General features: G+C 74.8%; 4 protein-coding genes. 2 read left to right on the forward strand and 2 right to left on the reverse strand.

All coding sequences use genetic code 11. The features are described from left to right. The coding region (locus AXW62_RS39575; RefSeq protein ID WP_169808216.1) for an FUSC family protein at positions 1-1,091 on the forward strand (1,091 nt) is incomplete at its 5' end. Continuing rightward, a complete protein-coding gene (locus tag AXW62_RS39580) occupies positions 1,006-1,368 on the forward strand; it encodes a DoxX family protein (RefSeq protein WP_060948550.1) in 363 nt (120 codons plus the stop codon). The genes AXW62_RS39575 and AXW62_RS39580, both read left to right, overlap by 86 nt. 63 nt (positions 1,369-1,431) lie before the next feature. On the opposite strand, the gene AXW62_RS39585 is transcribed toward AXW62_RS39580, so the two are convergent. Further along, positions 1,432-1,896: a ribose-5-phosphate isomerase gene (locus tag AXW62_RS39585; protein ID WP_030831951.1), complete on the reverse strand. Its 465-nt coding sequence runs from the start codon at positions 1,894-1,896 to the stop codon at positions 1,432-1,434. Continuing rightward, positions 1,893-2,106 (reverse strand): DAK2 domain-containing protein (locus tag AXW62_RS39590; RefSeq protein ID WP_159061121.1); only part of this gene is annotated, 214 nt, incomplete at its 5' end. The genes AXW62_RS39585 and AXW62_RS39590, both read right to left, overlap by 4 nt.

Consider the following 2,106-nt stretch of genomic DNA (forward strand, 5'->3'; position numbering starts at 1 on the left):
GTGCGGTGCCCCGGCCGGTGCGGAAGCACCCGGCCGCCGAGCTGATCCGGCAGCAGGCCACCGCCCTGCCGGAAGGCGGCAGCGCCGAGGAGGCGGAGGTCCGCGCCCTGGCCCACCGGGTCGCCGACCTGCTGGACGGGCTCGCCGAATCCCTCGCGCACTGGCTGGAGTTGGGGTGGAACTCCGCCACCGTGCGGGCCAGGGTGCCCTTCCAGCCCACCGTGGCGCTGGAGCGCAGCCGCCCCGCGGGCGCGGGCCCCGCCGCCGAGCGGGTCGCCGCCGCGCAGGCCCGCCCGGGGTGGCGGCGCGCCATCCCGTACCTGCGCGCCCCGCTGCAGGCCGGGACCGCCGCCGCCATCACCTGCCCGCTGGCCGACGCCATCAACGGGCAGCGCTTCTCCTGGGGTCTGGTCGGCGTGCTGATCACCCTGTTCGGCACCAACACCACCCATGAGCGCCTGCGCAAGCTGGTCCACCGCGTGGTGGGCACGGCCGTCGGCGCGGTCATCGGCATCGCCCTGCTCCGCCTGATCGGCCCGGGACACACCGGGTGGACGCCGGCGGTCACCGTCGGCGGGCTGACCATCGGCTCCTGGGGCCTGCAACGGCAGTACGCGTACCGGGTCGTCGGCCTGGTGGTGGCGCTCGTCCAGATGTACGGCCTGACCACGCCCTACGACGGCATGGACCGGCTGCCGGCCCAGCGTCTGGTGGACAACGCCCTGGGCTGCGCGGCGGCGCTCCCGCCCACCGGCCGCCGCTGCCGGCGGAAGCCGTCGTCACGCACCTGCGCCCCGTCCCACCGGGCGCGATACCCGCGCGGTATCGGCCCCACCCACCCGGTCTTGGACAGGCCCGGCGCCCCGGCGGTGGAATCGGGGCGTGGCGGACGGTGGCGGACGCGGTCCGGGCGTGGCCGGGAACCGCCCCCGGGCGTGGCGGATGACGGTCCGCCACGCCACCGGCTCCGTCCGGAAGCACATCGGGAAACCGTGAAGGGGACATGTGAACGTCACATACGGGATCGTCGCCGGCCTGCTCGCGCTGTTCTACCTCTACGGGGGCGGGCTGAAGGTGGTCCGGAGCCGTGAGCGGCTCCGGCCGATGATGGCCTGGGTGGACCGCATGCCGATGGCGGCCGTCAGGACCGTCGGGGTGCTGGAAGTGCTCGGCGCGATCGGGCTGGTCCTGCCGCCACTGACCGGCGTCGCGCCCTGGCTGGCCATGGCCGCGGCCATCGGCTTCGCACTGCTGCAGGTCGGCGCGACCGTGGTCCACCTGACCGGCGGTGACCGTCTGATCGCCCTCAACCTCGCGCTCTTGCTCGCCGCGGCCGTGGCCGCCGGGGCGGCGACGACGTGGCTGTGATCACGTGGCTGTGATGACGCGGCCGTGACGCCGGCGCCGCGAGGGCCGGGAAACCCCCCGGCGTCAGCTCTCGTAACTCCGGATGGCGGCCACCTTCTCCGCCGAGGGGGAGGTCTCGTCGAAGGTGTGCGCGAGCCAGTCGTCGGTGAGCGCGCGGGCCAGTTCCAGGCCGATGACGCGCTGCCCGAAGCAGAGCACCTGGGCGTTGTTGCTGAGGACCGAGCGGCGCACGGAATAGCTGTCGTGCGCGGTGACCGCGCGGATCCCGGGGACCTTGTTGGCGCTGATGGCCACGCCCAGGCCGGTGCCGCACACCAGAAGGGCACGGTCGGCGGCGCCTTCGGCGACCCGGCGGGCCGCTTCCACCGCGACATGCGGATAGGCGGTGTGCTCGTCGCTGCCCACGCCGACGTCGATGACCTCGGCCACCCGGGGGTCGGCCAGCAGGTCCTTCTTGAGGGCTTCCTTGTAGTCGTAGCCGGCGTCGTCACAGCCGACGACGATCCGGAAGGCACGCGCGGTGGTCATGGGGTTTCACTTCCTGTCGTCGGGCGGAGGGTGGCCACCGCGGTCAGCACCGCGGCGAGTGAGGTGGCTCCGGGATCGGGGGTGCCCACGCTGCGCTCGGCGAGCGGCCGGGCGCGGCCGAGGCGGGGGCGCAGTTCGGCGGTCTTCTCGGCGGCCGTACGGGCTTCGGCCGCGGCGGCCCGGTACGCCTCGGCCACCGGGGCCCCGGTC

This window comes from Streptomyces hygroscopicus subsp. hygroscopicus, assembly GCF_001553455.1.
Taxonomy (GTDB): domain Bacteria; phylum Actinomycetota; class Actinomycetes; order Streptomycetales; family Streptomycetaceae; genus Streptomyces; species Streptomyces hygroscopicus.